This window comes from Leclercia adecarboxylata (assembly GCF_006874705.1).
GTDB lineage: Bacteria > Pseudomonadota > Gammaproteobacteria > Enterobacterales > Enterobacteriaceae > Enterobacter > Enterobacter adecarboxylatus_C.
Window position 1 is genome coordinate 4184513 of sequence record NZ_CP035382.1, and the last position, 15716, is coordinate 4200228.

A 15716-nucleotide genomic window follows, 5' to 3' on the forward strand; every position below is an offset into this window, starting at 1 on the left:
ATGCTGCAAATCGCTTTTTTGCTGGCCGGGGCGGCGTTTGTCCGCAGAGCAGCGCCGTTCTTCATGGTGGCCGGAATGCTCTGGGGCGGGCTGGGGCTGGCCATTTTTATCGATGGCCTGCAGGGTGGGCTGCACTTCCCCCTGCATGTCTTTGGGCTGTTTCTGCTGCTCGACAGCCTGGTGTCCCTGGCGCTGGGCTCGGCGGCTAAAGGGACCCAGCGCGGGATTTTTTACTTTAAGGGCGGCGTGTTCCTGTTAATCGCCATTCTGATTTTATCGGGTCGCCATGATGGCACCCTGGCGCTGGCGATCGTCTTCGGAATTGCGTACTTCATTACCGGCCTGTTCACCATCGCCTCTGCGGTGGTGGTGCGCTTTAGCCACTGGCGTCGCGCCCTGCTCTCCGGGGTGTCGCAAATCCTGTTTGCTATTTTCCTGTTCCTGCCCTTTCCGACAGAACACGACGGCACCGTCTCGCAGTTTATCGGCATGGTGATGCTCACCGGCGGGGTGCACTCGGTGATCCTCTCCCTGCGGATGCGCCAGGTCCGCCACGGCCGCTCGGTATTCGATATTCTCGTCCCGCAGACGCTGAGGATTGGCGAGCGCGAGGCGCTCCCGCAGGAGGTTGAGAACACGCCGGGTAATCAGCTGATCGTTCACGTCTGGACGCCGGAGGGCTCGGCTAAACAACAGACGCTTCCGCGCCCGGTGATCAACCGCTACATTGCCGCCGTGGATGCCGACGGCGTGATCTCGACCGGCCATGCGGCGCTGGAACTGCCGCCGACGCTCTATATCAGCCTCTACCCGGCGGCGGAGATTGACCGGTCACCGTCGGAGTTTTTTAACCTGCTGAAGGCGGTGGAGGCGAACACCGTGGCGGGTAAGTATCAACCGGATTATCCCTTTGAAGCCAATATGTGGTGCGAGTCCGACCGCAAAATCCACTTCTCCACCTTTAATGCGACATCACTCACCAGTTTCTGGAACCATTACCGGCAAACCAAAACCTACAACCTGACCTGGCGCAACTGCTCCAGCAGCGTGGCCTGGGCCCTTGAAGCCGCCATGGATGGTGCCCTGAAAGAGCGCTGTACCCGGGGCGGCTTTGTGCGGCTGTTGTTTATTCCGGAGCTGTGGATCGCCGCGCAGCTGCGCAAGCGTGCCACCAACATGGCCTGGACGCCCGGGCTGGTGCTGGACTATACCCGGGCGCTACATGCGGTGGTTCACCCCACGGAGGTGTCGCTGATCCACCTGATCAAAAAGAGATGGTTTACGGCGGCGGACGGCGAAGATTAGACTGCATAATCTACAAGGAAACATGAGTGAAATTCATATAATGGGAGCGCCACGATGCTGAAGGATAATTTTAACGATCTGCTGTCGTTTATGGTCGTCGCCCGGGAGCGCAGCTTCACCCGCGCCGCGGCGCAGCTGGGCGTGTCGCAGTCGGCCCTCAGCCACGCCATGCGCAACCTTGAAGCGCGCCTCGATATGCGCCTGCTGACCCGGACCACCCGCAGCGTGGCCCCCACCGAAGCGGGCGAACAGCTGTTTATACGCCTGAGCCCGCATCTGCGGGAGATCGAGCAGGAGCTGACCGCCCTGCGCGATATGCGCGATACCCCGGCGGGCAATATCCGCATTAACGCCGGAGAACATGCCATGACCGGGGTGCTGTGGCCGGTGCTGAAACCCTTTATGGCGCAGTACCCGGATATCAATGTGGAAGTGACGGTGGATAACGGCCTGACGGATATCGTCGACGGCCGTTATGATGCCGGCGTGCGGCTGGGCGAACAGGTGGCAAAGGATATGATTGCGGTGCGCATCGCGCCAGATATGCGGATGGCGGTCGTCGGCTCCCCGGACTATTTCACCCGGCATGGCGAGCCGCAGACTCCCGAGCAGCTGGCGGATCACCGCTGCATCAATATGCGCCTGCCGACGCGCGGCGGCCTGTATGCCTGGGAGTTTACCTGTGAAGGGCGGGAGATCCGCGTTCGGGTGGACGGGCAGTTAACCCTGAATAACCTGCCCCAGCGCCTGGACGCCGCCGAGGCCGGTCTGGGACTCGCCTATGTTCCGGAAGACACCGTACAGGAAGCCATCAGCCAGGGGCGTCTGGCGCGAGTGCTGGAGGCGTATTGTCCCGCGTTTGACGGCTACCATCTCTACTACCCCAGCCGCCGCCAGCACACTACCGCCTTTGCCCTGTTGGTTGAGGCTCTGCGCCACAAATAGCGGTCTTTCTGCCCCGCTTTGCCGGTCCTGCGATCGGGTCGGCATCTCCGTATTTACCGCTGTGCAATAATTAAGCAAAACTGATATAAATTGCGGCGAAAACGCAAAAAGCCGTTTCAAAAATACGCACGATTCAGCAGCCTCAAACCCCCGACAGCACTGCCCCGACCAATTATTTAGAGCCACCTCACTTTCGGCCCGTTATATTTTGCGTCCCTTACTATTTGCAGGTAGGATGCTTCGCCATGTTTTGCCTTATCCATACGCAGAATGACTGGAAAGGCAGCACATTTCCGCGCAAAAGCAATCGTTTGTATTGTGACCTGCCGGAGAGGACATCATGAAACATGATTCAGACAGGTAAACAGGTAACTCAATGAAAACAAGCAATAAAAGCGCAGCCGATCATCATGCTGCGAAACGTCGCTGGCTGAACGCCCACGAAGAGGGCTATCACAAGGCGATGGGCAACCGTCAGGTGCAGATGATCGCCATCGGCGGCGCTATCGGTACGGGGCTGTTTTTAGGTGCAGGCGCTCGTCTGCAGATGGCTGGCCCGGCCCTCGCACTGGTCTATCTGGTGTGCGGTATCTTCTCCTTCTTTATTCTGCGTGCCCTTGGCGAACTGGTGTTACACCGTCCGTCCAGCGGCAGCTTCGTCTCCTACGCCCGTGAGTTTCTCGGTGAAAAAGCCGCCTATGTCGCGGGCTGGATGTACTTCGTCAACTGGGCGATGACCGGGATCGTGGATATCACGGCGGTGGCGCTCTACATGCACTACTGGGGCGCGTTTGGCGATGTGCCGCAGTGGGTATTTGCCCTTGGCGCGCTGGCGATTGTCGGCACCATGAACATGATCGGCGTGAAGTGGTTCGCGGAGATGGAGTTCTGGTTTGCGCTGGTTAAGGTGCTGGCGATTGTGATCTTCCTGGTCGTCGGTACGGTGTTCCTCGGCAGCGGTAAACCGCTGGACGGCAACATGACCGGCTTCCATCTGATCACCGATAACGGCGGTTTCTTCCCGCACGGCCTTCTGCCGGCGTTGGTGCTGGTCCAGGGCGTGGTGTTCGCCTTTGCCTCCATTGAGCTGGTGGGTACGGCGGCGGGCGAATGTAAAGATCCAGAGAACATGGTGCCAAAGGCTATCAACAGCGTGATCTGGCGTATCGGCCTGTTCTATGTTGGCTCCGTGGTGCTGCTGGTTCTGCTCCTGCCGTGGAACGCCTACCAGGCGGGTCAAAGTCCGTTCGTGACCTTCTTCTCGAAGCTCGGCGTGCCGTACGTGGGCAGCATCATGAACATCGTGGTTCTCACCGCGGCGCTCTCGAGCCTGAACTCCGGCCTGTACTCCACCGGCCGTATCCTGCGCTCCATGTCGATGGGTGGTTCTGCACCGAAGTATATGTCGAAGATGAGCAAGCAGCAGGTGCCGTACGCGGGCATTCTGGCGACCCTGGTGGTCTACGTCTTCGGCGTGTTCCTGAACTATCTGGTGCCGTCGCAGGTATTTGAGATCGTGCTGAACGTGGCGGCGCTGGGCATTATCGCCTCCTGGGCCTTTATCGTGGTGTGCCAGATGCGTCTGCGCAAAGCGATAAAGGCAGGCACCGCTGCCGACGTGAGCTTCAAAATGCCGGGCGCACCGGTCACCTCCTGGCTGACCCTGCTGTTCCTGTTCAGCGTGCTGGTGCTGATGGCGTTCGACTACCCGAACGGCACCTACACCATTGCGACTATCCCTCTGCTGGCGGTTCTGCTGGTAGCGGGCTGGTTTGGCGTACGTAAGCGCGTGCATGAGATCCACAGCACCGCGCCGAAACACCCGGACGATGAAAAGCAGGATGGTCCGCTGGTGGAAGAGACCTCAAGGTAAAAGCATGAATAAAAAAGGGAAGGCAGATGCCTTCCCTTTTTTTTGCCCGGCGGCGCTGCGCTTGCACGGGCCTACAAAATCCGCACGCACATTCTTTCGTAGGCCGGGTAAGGCGAAGCCGCCACCCGGCAAACAGACCGCACTCACCCTTTTGCCCGGCGGCGCTGCGCTTGCACGGGCCTACAAAATCCGCACGCACATCCTTTCGTAGGCCGGGTAAGGCGAAGCCGCCACCCGGCAAACAGACCGCACTCACCCTTTTGCCCGGCAGCGCTGCGCTTGCACGGGCCTGGATTACTGCGGAATGCGTGCAATCACCTTAATTTCGAAATCAAATCCTGCCAGCCAGGTCACGCCGACGGCGGTCCAGTTCGGATAAGGAGGCTGCGGGAAAATAGCCTGTTTGACCTGCATAATCACTGGAAACTGATTCTGCGGATCGGTATGGAAGGTCGTGACATCAATCAGATCGTCAAATGTACATCCCGCCGCGGCAAGCGTCGCTTTCAGGTTCTCAAACGCAAGCTGTACCTGAGCGGCAAAATCCGGCTCCGGCGTGCCATCGGCGCGGCTTCCCACCTGACCAGAAACAAAGAGTAAATCGCCGGAACGGATGGCGGCAGAGTAACCGTGCGCTTCATAGAGCGCATGTCGGTTTGCAGGGAAAATCGGTTCGCGCTGGATCATAGCGTGTCCTGTACTGTAGAGAAGGTTAAAAAACGTCAAGCGCAGCACGTAAGGATGATTTAATATACGTGGCGTATGTCAAATTAATCACACATACGCCGCGTATGTCAAATGAAGATGGAGGACCTATGGTGGCCAAACGCCGCAGCGAAACGATGGAAGAGAACCGGGCAAAACTGATCCTGGCGGCAAGAAAAGCCTTTGCTGAAAAGGGCTTTGCCGCAGCATCAATGGATGAACTCACCGCCAGCGTCGGCCTTACTCGCGGGGCGCTGTACCACAATTTTGGCGATAAAAAAGGTCTCCTCGCCGCCGTTGTCGACCAGATAGATGGTGAAATGGCGCAACGCGCTAAGGCTGAGGCCGCTGATGTGGATGATGACTGGGAAAGACTGTTAGCCGAAGGGGTGGCCTATATTAAAATGGCGCTCGACCCGGAGGTGCAACGCATCGTTCTGTTGGATGGCCCTGCTTTTCTGGGCGACCCCGCCCAGTGGCCGGGTCAGCTTAGCTGCCTTGCATCCACCCGCCAGAGCATCATAAACATGCTCGAACGCGGCGAGATAAACCCCGTGAACGCGGATGCCGCGGCCTATATGTTAAACAGCGCCGCGATGAGCGCCGCGCTATGGATTGCCACCCGCCCGGATCCGCACAAGGCGCTGCCTTACATCATTGCGGTGTTCAGGCAGCTGGCAAGCGGACTGTGCCAGCGTCCGGAATAACATATTTGCCCGGCGGCGCTGCGCTTGCACGGGCCTACGGTTTGGTAGGCCGGGTAAGGCGCAGCCGCCACCCGGCACGGGACTTCACTTACAGCGCGATACGGATCACATCATCCGGCTGGGTTGCTTCCTGCTGGCGGGAAGACTTCTGCTTCACCGTCACGAACAGGGTTTTACCGTCGGCAGAGAGCGCCAGGCTGTTCGGGAAGGTCGGGGTGTCGAGGGTTTTCGTCACTTTATAGGTTTTCGCATCGATCACGCTCACCTTGCCCGCTTCACGGTGGGTCACGTAGGCTTCATTACGTGCCGGGTTGAAGAGCACGGCCAGTGACTCAGGTGCCGCCACTTTGCTGATGACGCTGCCGTCTTTCAGGGAGATGACCAGCACTTCCGGCTGCTTAGAGTCGGTGATAAACGCGCGCTGGCCCTTCACGTCGAGGCTCAGGTTCAGATAGAAGTGCTCCTTGCCGTCGTCCTGCAGTTTTTTGCGCTCGATGATTTTATGGGTCGCGGTATCGATGGTCAGCAGCTCGCCGTCGCCGTTGGTGGTGTACAGGCGCTTAGCCTGCGCATCCAGCGCCAGGCCGGTGCTGAACTTGCCGGTGCCGGTGATGGTCTCTTTCAGCTTCAGCGTTTCGCCATCCACCACCCAAATCACGCTCTCTTTACCGATACCGGTGATATAGACGGTGTTAGTGGTGTCATCTGCCACCAGCTCACGCGGCTGCAGCGGTTTGACGGTTTCGCTGCGCTTACGATCGTCAAGTACCAGACGGCCCTTCACGTCACCGGTTTTGGCGTCAATCGCCGTCACCGCGCTGTTGGTGGTGTTACCAAACCACAGCGTCTGGGTGGCGTTGTTGATAGTGGCACCAAAAGGTTTCAGGTCGCTATGAATAGCCTGTGTCACTTCCAGGGTCAGCGGATCGAGACGGTAAACCACCCCACCTTTATCGGTTTTGCGGCTCTGGGTGGTAGCGACCCACAATGCGTTCTCCTGCTGGCTGACGGCCATTTCATACGCGCCCTTACCCACCGCTTTACGCAGCATCTCTTCGGCGGCATGAACATTAAAGGTCCCGGCGACCAGCAGAGAACCTAACAGCAGTGAGCCACGCAGACGCGGCGAGCACAGGTGACGTAAATTCATAACAACTCCCTTTTAACGTAGATGGTATCGGTGACATCGCTTCCGGCTGGCAAAGTCATCGCTTCGCCTGATTATTGATGAGAATAGTAATCATTATTTATCGCAATGTGGAGTAATTCTTGATCGCATCAAGACGATCCGCCGATTTATCCTACACTTTGATTAACGCTATGTGCTTTTATGGTTTTCAAAACATTTACAAAAGATTTACCATATAAGTACATGTTCCATTTGGTTCGTCATTCCCTTAACCGGCTTTTATTCATGAAAATCATTTCTGCCCGTAAGGCAACGCTTCCCCTGCTGTTGGTTCCTGTTATTTTTTCGCCTGTCGCCACGATGGCGGCCGAAGAGCAAACCATGATCGTCAGCGCGTCGCCGCAAACGCTATCTGAGCTGGATACGCCTGCGGCGGTCAGTGTGGTCAACGGCGATGATATGCGCCAGGCCACCCCGCGCATTAACCTCTCTGAAACCCTCGGCAGCGTTCCCGGACTACAAATCCAGAACCGTCAGAACTACGCCCAGGATCTCCAGCTGTCGACCCGCGGTTTCGGTGCCCGCTCCACCTTCGGGGTGCGCGGTATTCGTCTGTACGTCGACGGGATACCGGCCACCATGCCGGACGGACAGGGGCAAACCTCGAACATCGATATCAACAGCATCGAGAGCGTGGAGGTCCTGCGCGGGCCGTTCTCCGCCCTGTACGGCAATGCCTCGGGCGGCGTGATTAACATGACCACCGAAACCGGACGCCAGCCCACCACCGTGGAGGCCAGCAGCTATTACGGCAGCTATGGCAGCTGGCGCTACGGCATGAAGGCCACCGGCGCGATGGGCGACGGCACGCAGCCTGGGGATGTGGATTACACCGTCTCCACCACCCGCTTCACCACCCACGGCTATCGCGATCACAGCGGCGCGCGTAAAAACCTCGCCAACGCCAAACTGGGCGTGCGCATCGACGATGCCAGCAAGCTGAGCCTGATTTTTAACAGCGTCGATATGAAAGCCAACGATCCCGGCGGACTGGATTATCAGGAGTGGCGGGATAACCCACGTCAGTCCCCGCGCGGGGATCAGTACAACACCCGTAAAACCATCAAGCAGACCCAGGCGGGCCTGCGCTATGAGCGCCAGCTGAGCGCGCAGGACGACCTCAGCGTGATGGCCTACGCCGGCGAGCGTGAGATGACCCAGTACCAGTCGATCCCGTACCAGCCGCAGCTGCGTCCAACCCACGCGGGCGGCGTGATCGACATGCAGCGCCACTACCAGGGGATCGACACCCGCTGGACCCACCGTGGGGAACTGCTGGTGCCGATGACTTTCACCACCGGTCTGAACTACGAAAACCTGAGCGAAGATCGTCGCGGGTATGAAAACTTCGTGATGAACAACGGGGTGCCGGACTATGGCGTGAAAGGGGCGAAGCGCCGCGATGAGCGCAACCTGATGTGGAACGTCGACCCTTACCTGCAAACCAACTGGCAGCTGACAGATAAGCTCTCCCTTGATGCGGGCGTGCGCTACAGCTCGGTGTGGTTCGACTCGAACGACCACTATATTCAGGGTGCTAACGGCGATGACAGCGGCGACGCCAGCTACCACAAATGGCTCCCGGCAGGCGCGCTGAAGTACCGCGTGACCGATGCCTGGAACGTCTATGCCGCCGCAGGCCGTGGTTTTGAAACCCCGACCATCAACGAACTCTCCTACCGTTCCGATAACCAGAGCGGCCTGAACTTCGGCCTCAAGCCGTCGACCAACAATACGTATGAAGTGGGGAGCAAAACGCGAGTCGGTAACGGCCTGTTCACCGCGGCGCTGTTCCGCACCGATACCGACGATGAAATCGTGGTGGATGCCAGCGCAGGCGGACGCACCAGCTACAAAAATGCCGGTAAAACCCGTCGTCAGGGTGTGGAGCTTTCACTCGATCAGCAGTTTGCTGAGAACTGGAAGCTGAAGATGGCGTGGACGTACCTGGATGCCACCTACCGCACCAACGTCTGTGGTGACGCAGACTGCGAAGGCAACCGGATGCCGGGCATTGCGCGCAACATGGGCTATGCCTCCTTTGGCTGGCAGCCTGAAGAGGGCTGGTACGCGGGTTCGGATGTGCGCTACATGAGCGACATCGAGGCCGATGACGAAAACAACGCCAAAGCCCCCTCTTATACCGTCGTGGGCCTGAATACCGGGTATAAGCTGAACGTCGGCAACTGGGGCATGGACGTCTTTGGTCGCGTGGATAACCTGTTCGACAAAGAGTATGTCGGCTCGGTTATCGTCAACGAATCAAACGGGCGTTACTACGAACCGGCTCCGGGGCGTAACTACGGGGTGGGCCTTTCCGTCTCGTATCGCTTCGAGTAATAAAAAAACCGGCAGCCCAGGCTGCCGGTTTTTTTTATGCCATCTGCGCGCGCTGTTCGAGACGGAACGCCGCTACCAGCGACTCCAGCAGACGGGCCTGGTCTTCCAGCGCCCCTGCCGCCGTCGAGGATGCGCCCACCAGCGAGGCGTTTTGCTGGGTGGTGGTGTCCAGCTCCATCACCGCACGGGAGATCTGCTCAATGCCGCGGCTCTGCTCTTCGGAAGCCGAGGAGATCTCACCCATGATATCGTTGACGCGGGTCACCGAGTCCACTACCTGCTCCATGGTCTGCCCGGCTTTCGCCACCAGATCGCTACCGGTGTTGATACGCGTGACCGATTCGCTGATCAGCAGTTCGATATCTTTCGCCGCCTGAGAGCTGCGCTGCGACAGGCTGCGCACTTCGCTGGCCACGACCGCAAAGCCGCGCCCCTGCTCCCCCGCGCGCGCCGCTTCTACCGCGGCATTCAGCGCCAGAATATTGGTCTGGAAGGCGATGCTGTTGATCACCGCCGTGATATCGGCAATTTTTTGCGAGCTGGTATTAATGTCGCTCATGGTGCTCACCACATCGCGCATCACCCGTCCGCCCTGGGTGGCGGTTTGCGAGGCTTCTGCCGCCAGCTGGCTGGCGTGACGGGCGTTATCGGCGTTGTTTTTCACCGTGGCGGTCAGCTCTTCCATGCTGGCTGCGGTTTGCACCACGGCCGCGGCCTGCTGCTCGGTGCGCGATGACAGGTCGGTATTGCCTTCGGCAATTTCGCTTGCCGCCAGCGACAACTGCGCCACGCTGCTGCGGACTTCGCCAATCATCAGCCGCAGTTTATCGTTCATCCTTCCCATCGCCCCGGTCAGTTTGCCCAGTTCGTCTTCACCCTGCGGGAGAATATCCGAGCTGAGATCGCCGCTGGCAATGCGCTCGGCCAGCTGGAGATTGTGTTTAACCGGATGGGTGATCTGGCGGGTAACCCACCAGGAGACGAGGATCCCGAAGAGAACGGCCACCACGCCAATAATGGCGGTGATGGTGCTGGAGCTGTAGGCCAGCGAGTCGTTATGGACTTTGACTAGCGCGATGATGTCGCGGATCGCAGCGCTGCTGTCGTCCCCTGCGGTTTTGACTTTGTCTTCCGCCGCCTTCAGGGCTGCTGTTGCAGCCTGATCGTTTTTGTCCGCGTGCCAGGCCGCCATCGCGGTCTGCATTTCGCTCACGCTGCTGCCAAAACGGGCCAGATGCCCGGCAATGGCGTCAATGATCGCTTTCTCTTTGGGTGTCCACTCCAGCTGCTGGGCTTCAGCGGTCAGGTCGGCAGCATGCCTGACGTAGTTCGCCATCAGCTGACCGGATTTTTCGTCACCGTTATAGAGGAATTTAAGGCGGTTTATCTTGGCCTGGAAGACCTCGATATTGATGTTATAGATCAGGTTAGTTTGCTGATAGACGTCGCGAATCTCTTTGAATCGCTGCACGCTCAACAGCGTCGATACCGCCACCAGCAGCAGCACCAGACCAAAACCTGTCGCGAGCTTTCTGCTCATTTTTATATTACGTAATCGTTGACTGACACTCATTCCTGGCTCCTTAGAAGGCAACTGTGCCTTTTAAGGTTATCGGCAGGTGTTGTGGTTAATTCATAGCCAGGCTGGTCTTATCAGTTTGAAAGGAAATAGCATTTCCGGCAGCACAATGACCGCCGGAAAATAATGCAGGGAAATAGTCCGCGATATTACCGCTTCGCTTGTTTAAGTAAATTACGGTAAAAACTGCTTAATCAATATGGCATTTGCCTCGTCGATGACTTTGTCAATCGCCGCGCGGCTGGCTTCTGTATCGCCCTGTTCCAGGGCAGTGAGTAATTCATCGTAGCGATAGGAGCGGCACGGCAGCACAATTTCGGGATCGTACAGACAGTTGAAACAGGGTCCAATACGCACCCATAACTGCTCAATCAGCGCCATCAGCGTTGGCATATCCGCATAGTGATAGAGCGTGAAGCGAAAAGCCCGGTTGGCATGAAGCGCACGCTCCACCTCTCCATTGCTCATCGCATCATGAAAATTGTCGGAGAGAGTACGCAGAGTGGCGATCCGCTCATCAGACATCTGCTCGCACGCCGCCGCAACGGCCATGCACTCCAGCTCCTTACGGATGGCATTGACTTCGTTGTAGCGCTCAAGCGAGACTTCCGGCACCAGAAACGCTTGCGCCGGGGTGGCGTGCAGCGCGCCAGCGGAGACCAACCGCAGCAGTGCTTCACGAACAGGAGTAATACTGGTACCTAACTTATCCGCAATCTCTTTAGTGACGAGCCGTGCGCCTGGTTTCAGGGCCCCTGCAATCAGGGCACCTTTCAGACTCACCTCAACTTGCATCGTCAGGCTCATTCGTTGAGCCTTTTCTAAATTGTCCAAATCCAGCATGTTCAATTCCTGTTACCAACACTTAACTTATATACCACAGTGATAAACTGACCGCTGCGGGAAAGATATATCCTGTATCTTCATGCCTGATTAACTTTAAAAAAAGTCATCCATCAAAACCAAAATTAATTGATTAATTAATGTTCCTCATTACGTATATGGCGACCGGACTAATCTATGTTGGTATAATTAAAGACGTTATTTCGAATTTTGCCCAGGTAATTATGGCGGAATAATCCGCCATAACAGGTACTATAAGTTATTGTTCGCGACACGTATCACGACTTTACCGAAGTTTTTTCCCTCCAGCAGTCCGATCAGTGCCTGAGGGGCATTTTCCAGCTCGTCCGTGACCTGTTCACGGTAGTGGATTTTGCCCTCCTGGACCCAACGGCCCATCTCCTGCTGAAATTCTGCGATGCGATAACCATAGTCCTGGTTAATGATAAAGCCCTGCATGCGGATGCGTTTCTTCAGGATGGTGCCCATCAGCAGCCCAAGACGATCCGGCCCAGGCGGCAGGTCGGTGGCGTTGTATCCGCTGACCAGCCCGCACACCGGCACGCGCGCCGCGGTATTCAGCAGCGGCAGCACGGCATCAAATACCTTACCGCCAACATTTTCATAATAAATATCAATACCCTGCGGGCACGCCTGTTTAAGCTGCTCGGCAAAATCCGCGGCGTGGTGATCCACACACTGGTCAAAGCCCAGCACCTCGACTGCATGACGGCACTTTTCCGCACCGCCAGCAACGCCCACCACCCGGCAGCCTTTCAGCTTGCCAATCTGGCCGACGGTTGCGCCCACCGGGCCGGTAGCCGCAGCGACCACCAGCGTCTCACCTGATTTCGGCTGGCCAATATCAAGCAGCCCCATATAGGCGGTGAAGCCGGGCATCCCCAGCACGCCTAACGACCAGGAGGGGTGTTCGGGGTCTGTACCCAGTTTGACCAGCCCGCTGCCGTCAGAGACGTCATAGTCCTGCCAGCCGCTGTAGCCCAGCACCCATTCGCCGGGTTGATAGTCAGGATGATTCGATTTTTCCACGCGGCTGACGGTGCCGCCTACCATCACCGCACCGATCTCCACCGGCGGCGAGTAAGACGGCGCATCGCTCATGCGGCCGCGCATATAGGGATCGAGCGACAGCCAGATAGTGCGCAGCAGAAGCTGGCCGTCGGCAGGTTCCGGAATAGATGTGGTTTCTAAGCGAAAGTTATCAGTGGTGGGTGCGCCATGGGGGCGGGAAGCCAGAAGCCATTGACGATTCTGCGTTGAAGATTGACTCATACCTCACTCCTGTTTAGACAAACGTCCTTAGAGACTAGCCGCATCTTCCTCTGTCTGCTTTGACATTACGAGCCAGACTGGTTCAGCCTGACGACCAGATACACGCAGGGCTCGCGGCTTTCGTTGATAAACCGACAATCGTTAGGTGGGCCTAATTCCAGGCAGTCCCCGGCGCGCATTTCGTGGCGGGTATCCCCTTCCAGGAACACCAGTTCGCCAGACTGGAGCCAGATTAGCTGGCGTGCGAGGGCATAAGAAGAGGCTGGCATCGGCACGTCGCTGCCGCCGGGCAGTTCAACCTGCACCATATCGATAGGCAGATCGGAGCGCGGCGAAACGTGACGACGCAGATAGTGCGTCTGCGGATCGCGCCAGACCGGCTGGTTGGCAAAGCGCAACAACTTGCCTTCCTGCAGTTCAGCGCGCGCAATAAGCGTGGACATGCTGATGCCAAACGCGCCGGAAAGCCGTGCCAGCAGCGTGGCCGTTGGGCTACTCTCAGCACGTTCAATTTTGTGGATCATCGCCCGTGAGACACCGGCGCGTTCCGCCAGCTCGCTCAGAGACCAGCCTCGGGATTCACGCTCCAGCCGGATGCGGGCGCTGATCCGTTGATTAATATTGTCTGGCATAGTATTCATCACGTAATACTATAGTGAAAGTAATGGATTACAACGTGGTTTTTCCATAATAAAAAGATATGGCTTATACCGTAGCGTTTAGCCTGTCACTCTGTGTAATATTGTGACGAAACGTACCACTATAGTGAACACACAGCCTGAGGATCGCCATGATTATTCGTCACGCCTTAAAAGAGGACTGCGCCGCCATCGGTGAAATTTATAACCACGCGGTTTTGCACACCGCCGCGATCTGGAACGATGCCACGGTCGATACCGATAACCGTATCGCATGGTTCGAAGCGCGCCAACTGGCCGGATACCCGGTGCTGGTGAGCGTGGAAAACGAAGTGGTGACGGGCTATGCCTCGTTCGGTGACTGGCGTGCCTTCGACGGCTTTCGCCATACCGTTGAGCATTCGGTGTACGTTCATCCCGACCATCAGGGCAAAGGCATTGGTCGCGAGCTGATGAAGGCCCTGATCGCGGAAGCGCGTCGCATCGGTAAACACGTGATGGTGGCAGGGATTGAAGCGCAGAACGGCGCCTCACTACATCTGCATGAGACCCTGGGTTTTGTCACTACCGGACAGATGCCGCAGGTGGGCACCAAGTTTGGCCGCTGGCTGGATCTGACCTTTATGCAGCTGCAGCTCGACGAGCGCACCGACCCGGATGCTATCGGATGAATCAGTCCCTGACTCTGGTGTTTCTGGTGGCGGCAGGCATTGGCCTGGTGGTGCAGAACACGCTGATGGTGCGCATCACCCAGACCTCGAGCACCATTCTTATCGCCATGCTGCTCAACTCGCTGGTGGGCATTGTGCTGTTTGTCTCGATCCTGCTGATTAAAAACGGTGTCGCCGGGTTCAGCGAGCTGGTGCACCAGGTGCGCTGGTGGACCTTAATTCCCGGCCTGCTGGGGTCTTTCTTTGTTTTTGCCAGCATCAGCGGGTATCAGTATGTCGGGGCCGCAACGACCATTGCGGTGCTGGTCGCCAGCCAGTTGATTGGCGGTCTGGTGATGGACGTGGTGCGCAGCCAGGGGGTACCGTTAAAGGCGCTGATCGGCCCGGTATGCGGAGCGGTACTGTTGGTGATTGGCGCCTGGCTGGTGGCAAGGCGCTCATTTTGATAACAATCTGATTAACGGGAAAGCAGGCTGACCTCCACCTCTTCGTTGTCTTCATCTTTGTTAATCAGAGATGCATCATCACAGACCAGGATTTCATCATTGTCAACCCACGCCTGGACGTCGGCTTCATCACCGCTATCAACACGCCAAATTGATCCATCATCAAGAGTAATCAGTGAACCATCCTCACTAAGCGTCTGAATGTAATAACCCGATTCGCAATCCGCCAAAGCCGGTGCGGTGATAAAGAAAGCTGCAACTAACAGTATTTTTCTCATTAAATCACACCCTCGCAGTTGCTGCCTGAAGCCCCTTGCGAGCTACTCATCAACTGGGCATTGGTTTCTTTGGGATGGAGCGTGTACATGCCGCCATTAAACGGATCTACCCCTAGCCAGCCAATTAAGCCACCAAAGACGATGTTCCCCCCCATATACCAGCCATTTGCGCTTGAGTTGACTGAAAGCGTTTCTGGCTTATAGCCCTCTTTGCAAAGGGTGATGTTATATTCTCTTTTTCCAAAATAACTTCCATCAGACTTCTGCAGCAGAACGGATTGCGGCGTCGTTCCTCTGGACACCACCACCCCGGCATTATCCTTAACAATGAACTTGGCCCCTGGCGGCACGCTGTTGACTTGAACGGACTGAGCACTATCCCCAACAATAGTGGCGCATCCCGACAGCAAGCACGCTCCCACAAACAGTACAGTCACAGTCATTGTTTTTTGAAACTTCATTTTAATTTCCTTAGCCAATAAAAAACCCGCACATATTGCGCGGGTTAATTGATTTAGCTTTAGTCCTGAGTGCTGTTTCGATCTCTTTGGTGGCAATCGCTTTATTCAACGTGAAAAAAGAGGATCGAATAACAATATATGACTGTTTAATCGCCTGGTGCCAATTCTGAATTCAGAGGATCACGCCGCCTTTGGTCAGGCTCTCTTCGCGGGCTTCCTGCTCCTCTTTATAATGTTTGCCGTGATGGGCAATGGTCGTGCGCAGACGCTGCTGCTGGGTATAGCGATCTTCCCGGCTTAATTCGCTGTCTTCGCTTAATTCAATCAGCAGTTCATTCATATGAACGATCACGCTTTCCGCCACCGCGGCATCAACGCGGGCGATAACTTCCTCTAAATGTGACATTGTCACTCCTTATTAGTCTGCCCGGCGGCGCTGCGCT

Annotated in this window: 16 protein-coding genes; 7 read left to right on the forward strand and 9 right to left on the reverse strand. The window is 56.9% G+C overall.

All coding sequences use genetic code 11. The features are described from left to right. The 3 genes from ES815_RS20920 (at position 1) to ansP (ending at position 4123) form a co-directional block, all read left to right on the forward strand. Positions 1-1305, forward strand: coding sequence for an HdeD family acid-resistance protein (locus ES815_RS20920; protein WP_142489543.1), 1305 nt, complete (start codon positions 1-3; stop codon positions 1303-1305). Positions 1306-1359: 54 nt separating this feature from the next. Further along, a complete protein-coding gene (locus tag ES815_RS20925) occupies positions 1360-2250 on the forward strand; it encodes a LysR family transcriptional regulator (protein ID WP_142489544.1) in 891 nt (296 codons plus the stop codon). Between the two features lie 376 nt (positions 2251-2626). Continuing rightward, a complete protein-coding gene (gene ansP / locus ES815_RS20930) occupies positions 2627-4123 on the forward strand; it encodes an L-asparagine permease (protein WP_142489545.1) in 1497 nt (498 codons plus the stop codon). Between the two features lie 294 nt (positions 4124-4417). Here the strand turns inward: ansP and ES815_RS20935 are convergent, their stop codons facing one another. Then, the gene (locus tag ES815_RS20935; protein ID WP_142489546.1) at positions 4418-4810 is read right to left on the reverse strand and encodes a RidA family protein; all 393 of its coding nucleotides are present in this window, start codon (positions 4808-4810) and stop codon (positions 4418-4420) included. 128 nt (positions 4811-4938) lie between these two features. On the opposite strand from ES815_RS20935, the gene ES815_RS20940 reads away from it, so the two are divergent. Further along, positions 4939-5535 (forward strand): TetR/AcrR family transcriptional regulator, encoded by a 597-nt coding sequence (locus ES815_RS20940; RefSeq protein WP_142489547.1) that lies wholly within the window; start codon positions 4939-4941, stop codon positions 5533-5535. Positions 5536-5623: 88 nt separating this feature from the next. On the opposite strand, the gene ES815_RS20945 is transcribed toward ES815_RS20940, so the two are convergent. After that, positions 5624-6685 carry a YncE family protein gene (locus ES815_RS20945; protein ID WP_142489548.1) on the reverse strand — a complete coding sequence of 354 codons (1062 nt, stop codon included), beginning with the start codon at positions 6683-6685 and terminating at the stop codon, positions 5624-5626. A 264-nt stretch (positions 6686-6949) separates the two neighbouring features. On the opposite strand from ES815_RS20945, the gene pqqU reads away from it, so the two are divergent. Next, positions 6950-9064 carry a TonB-dependent receptor PqqU gene (gene pqqU, locus ES815_RS20950; RefSeq protein WP_142489549.1) on the forward strand — a complete coding sequence of 705 codons (2115 nt, stop codon included), beginning with the start codon at positions 6950-6952 and terminating at the stop codon, positions 9062-9064. Positions 9065-9098: 34 nt separating this feature from the next. On the opposite strand, the gene ES815_RS20955 is transcribed toward pqqU, so the two are convergent. From ES815_RS20955 to ES815_RS20970, 4 genes are all read right to left on the reverse strand, one after another. Continuing rightward, complete coding sequence (locus ES815_RS20955) at positions 9099-10637, reverse strand: methyl-accepting chemotaxis protein (RefSeq protein WP_142489550.1); 1539 nt, start codon at positions 10635-10637, stop codon at positions 9099-9101. 180 nt (positions 10638-10817) lie between these two features. After that, positions 10818-11486, reverse strand: coding sequence for a GntR family transcriptional regulator (locus tag ES815_RS20960; protein ID WP_142489551.1), 669 nt, complete (start codon positions 11484-11486; stop codon positions 10818-10820). A gap of 252 nt (positions 11487-11738) precedes the next feature. Then, positions 11739-12779: an NADP-dependent oxidoreductase gene (locus tag ES815_RS20965; RefSeq protein ID WP_142489552.1), complete on the reverse strand. Its 1041-nt coding sequence runs from the start codon at positions 12777-12779 to the stop codon at positions 11739-11741. Between the two features lie 65 nt (positions 12780-12844). Beyond that, positions 12845-13420: an XRE family transcriptional regulator gene (locus tag ES815_RS20970; protein ID WP_142489553.1), complete on the reverse strand. Its 576-nt coding sequence runs from the start codon at positions 13418-13420 to the stop codon at positions 12845-12847. 149 nt (positions 13421-13569) lie between these two features. On the opposite strand from ES815_RS20970, the gene ES815_RS20975 reads away from it, so the two are divergent. Together ES815_RS20975 and ES815_RS20980 are read left to right on the forward strand one after the other, a co-directional pair. Continuing rightward, complete coding sequence (locus ES815_RS20975; protein ID WP_142489554.1) at positions 13570-14088, forward strand: GNAT family N-acetyltransferase; 519 nt, start codon at positions 13570-13572, stop codon at positions 14086-14088. Continuing rightward, on the forward strand, positions 14085-14534 hold the full coding sequence (locus ES815_RS20980) for a DMT family transporter (protein ID WP_142489555.1): 450 nt from the start codon (positions 14085-14087) through the stop codon (positions 14532-14534). Before ES815_RS20975 ends, ES815_RS20980 begins: the two co-directional genes overlap by 4 nt. Before the next feature lie 11 nt (positions 14535-14545). Here the strand turns inward: ES815_RS20980 and ES815_RS20985 are convergent, their stop codons facing one another. From ES815_RS20985 to ES815_RS20995, 3 genes are all read right to left on the reverse strand, one after another. Beyond that, positions 14546-14812, reverse strand: coding sequence for a hypothetical protein (locus tag ES815_RS20985; protein WP_142489556.1), 267 nt, complete (start codon positions 14810-14812; stop codon positions 14546-14548). Next, complete coding sequence (locus ES815_RS20990; RefSeq protein ID WP_260609639.1) at positions 14812-15273, reverse strand: hypothetical protein; 462 nt, start codon at positions 15271-15273, stop codon at positions 14812-14814. Before ES815_RS20990 ends, ES815_RS20985 begins: the two co-directional genes overlap by 1 nt. Positions 15274-15445: 172 nt before the next feature. Continuing rightward, positions 15446-15679 (reverse strand): YdcY family protein, encoded by a 234-nt coding sequence (locus ES815_RS20995; protein ID WP_142489557.1) that lies wholly within the window; start codon positions 15677-15679, stop codon positions 15446-15448. Positions 15680-15716 lie beyond the last annotated feature (37 nt).

Excerpts from the sequence above, each read along its gene's own strand:
- ES815_RS20935 (WP_142489546.1), bottom strand. The coding sequence starts at position 4,810 with ATGATCCAGCGCGAACCGATTTTCCCTGCAAACCGACATGCGCTCTAT.
- ES815_RS20965 (WP_142489552.1), bottom strand. The coding sequence starts at position 12,779 with ATGAGTCAATCTTCAACGCAGAATCGTCAATGGCTTCTGGCTTCCCGC.
- ES815_RS20975 (WP_142489554.1), top strand. The coding sequence starts at position 13,570 with ATGATTATTCGTCACGCCTTAAAAGAGGACTGCGCCGCCATCGGTGAA.
- ES815_RS20920 (WP_142489543.1), top strand. The coding sequence starts at position 1 with ATGCTGCAAATCGCTTTTTTGCTGGCCGGGGCGGCGTTTGTCCGCAGA.
- ES815_RS20990 (WP_260609639.1), bottom strand. The coding sequence starts at position 15,273 with ATGAAGTTTCAAAAAACAATGACTGTGACTGTACTGTTTGTGGGAGCG.
- ES815_RS20940 (WP_142489547.1), top strand. The coding sequence starts at position 4,939 with ATGGTGGCCAAACGCCGCAGCGAAACGATGGAAGAGAACCGGGCAAAA.
- ES815_RS20960 (WP_142489551.1), bottom strand. The coding sequence starts at position 11,486 with ATGCTGGATTTGGACAATTTAGAAAAGGCTCAACGAATGAGCCTGACG.
- ES815_RS20985 (WP_142489556.1), bottom strand. The coding sequence starts at position 14,812 with ATGAGAAAAATACTGTTAGTTGCAGCTTTCTTTATCACCGCACCGGCT.
- pqqU (WP_142489549.1), top strand. The coding sequence starts at position 6,950 with ATGAAAATCATTTCTGCCCGTAAGGCAACGCTTCCCCTGCTGTTGGTT.
- ES815_RS20970 (WP_142489553.1), bottom strand. The coding sequence starts at position 13,420 with ATGAATACTATGCCAGACAATATTAATCAACGGATCAGCGCCCGCATC.
- ES815_RS20945 (WP_142489548.1), bottom strand. The coding sequence starts at position 6,685 with ATGAATTTACGTCACCTGTGCTCGCCGCGTCTGCGTGGCTCACTGCTG.
- ES815_RS20955 (WP_142489550.1), bottom strand. The coding sequence starts at position 10,637 with ATGAGTGTCAGTCAACGATTACGTAATATAAAAATGAGCAGAAAGCTC.
- ES815_RS20995 (WP_142489557.1), bottom strand. The coding sequence starts at position 15,679 with ATGTCACATTTAGAGGAAGTTATCGCCCGCGTTGATGCCGCGGTGGCG.
- ES815_RS20925 (WP_142489544.1), top strand. The coding sequence starts at position 1,360 with ATGCTGAAGGATAATTTTAACGATCTGCTGTCGTTTATGGTCGTCGCC.
- ES815_RS20980 (WP_142489555.1), top strand. The coding sequence starts at position 14,085 with ATGAATCAGTCCCTGACTCTGGTGTTTCTGGTGGCGGCAGGCATTGGC.
- ansP (WP_142489545.1), top strand. The coding sequence starts at position 2,627 with ATGAAAACAAGCAATAAAAGCGCAGCCGATCATCATGCTGCGAAACGT.